Below are 1,582 nucleotides of genomic sequence, written 5' to 3' on the forward strand. Positions count from 1 at the left end.
CCAGCAGCGCCTGCTGGAAAGCACTCAGCCCCAGGTCCTCCTTGAACAACGGACCCAACGGGCTGAGCAATGCCCACGCCCAAAAGTTCACGGCGAAGCCCACCATCGCCAGCACCAGCATCAGCGCGCGCTTGCCGACGGTCGGGGCACGGCTCGCCGAGGAGGTTCCTGCGGATGGTTCGTGCGCCGGGCACATCACCGTCTCCTCGACTGTCTCGCTCGTGGTGCGATGTGTCTCGGTCATCCTCACCCCGGACGCTCACCGCCGCACGGCGACCCGCGTCCGTGTGCCTGGTTGGAGTGACGTCACGCTGACCGTCGACGCCGAACAATGCAGAGGCAGACCGAACGTAGATCGACGTCGCACGGACTGGGTTGACGGAGGTGATCGCCGCTCAGCAGGACAGTTGCACACCTCGGTGGGCGTGGGCGCCTCCCCACCCGACCCGCGCCTACCGAGCCCGGCCGCCCGTGCCGCGGGGCCTCGTCCACGCGGGCACGTGAATTCGTGCTGAGATTTCTGGAATGCTGTGTGCCTGTTTCCAGGTGGGTGGAAAGGTGAATAGGGAATTTGGGTGGCGATCGATTGCGTGAAACGCAGGCATGTCACGTTCTCTGCTGAGTGGCCTGCTTTTGAGGCGTGTCGCTGTGTCGTCGAATGATGTGCAGCCGGGTGGCCGGAAGCGGGGAGACGGCAGCCCGTTTCTGCGAGGTCTCGCCCGCCTCCGGCCGTGGCCAGATCTGGTGATCGACTCGGGGAGAGATATCAGCGCGTTGCTTCTGTCCCTCCCCGCGCCTTCAATCTTCTCATGCACCGAACTGACCGTGTGCTCGCCGCGCACTGAGATCCTGATTCCCGTGTCTGAACTGGTCTCGCTGCGCCGCGAGTGATGTGAGTAAAACACGACGGATCGTGAATTGCACCGGCCGCGAAAGATATTTACCCGCTTGGACTAATAGATCGCCAGGCAACCTGCGATGCGATCGGTTCGGATGTTCGATGTGTATTCCGCAGAGAACCGGGCGATCCTTTGTGACGAGCACGGAGTGGCTCTGCCGACCGCCCGGGTGGGTGACCGGCAGAGATGGGGTGTGTCAGCGGAGCCAGGGGTTCTTTTGGACGATGCGGAGGTGGGCCCACACATTGCCGAGACTCCACGTGTTTCCAGCGGCGGTGATCGCAAGTTCGAGGAGTACCGGGTGATCGTGCGTGAGCGGTTCGACAGGGCCGTGGTGCCGATGGACCGGATCTTCGAACGTGACGGCCCACCGCGGCTCACACTCGTGACGTGCGGAGGGCTTTCGACCTCCCCGGGTGGTCATGATCCCGCACATGCAGAAGGGACGTTCATCGAGCTGCTGGCACCCGTGACCGCCGGTGATCAGGCGGCTCCGGTGTCGTCCGTCGTGTCCACGGGGCCGTGATGTGGCAGGGCGGGAAGTGGGTGGCTGCGGAGCCGGACAGTGGTGCCGCTGATGCTGTGCTGGATGGTGAAGTCAGCGGTGCAGGCCCGCATGAGCCGGATGCCGTTGCCGCGGGTCGCGTCACTGGTGGGGCTCCGCCAGTCACCGCGGTCGCGGA

General features: G+C 64.7%; 1 protein-coding gene and 1 pseudogene. One reads left to right on the forward strand and one right to left on the reverse strand.

Features of this window, described 5'->3' with window-relative positions:
• Positions 1-196 (reverse strand): annotated as a pseudogene (locus ACYQ77_RS44785) (MFS transporter); the annotation flags it as partial.
• 920 nt (positions 197-1,116) lie between these two features.
• Here ACYQ77_RS44785 and ACYQ77_RS44790 point away from each other — a divergent pair.
• Positions 1,117-1,425: a hypothetical protein gene (locus ACYQ77_RS44790; RefSeq protein ID WP_459723657.1), complete on the forward strand. Its 309-nt coding sequence runs from the start codon at positions 1,117-1,119 to the stop codon at positions 1,423-1,425.
• The last annotated feature ends 157 nt before the right edge of the window (positions 1,426-1,582 follow it).

This window comes from Actinophytocola sp. KF-1 (assembly GCF_054661535.1).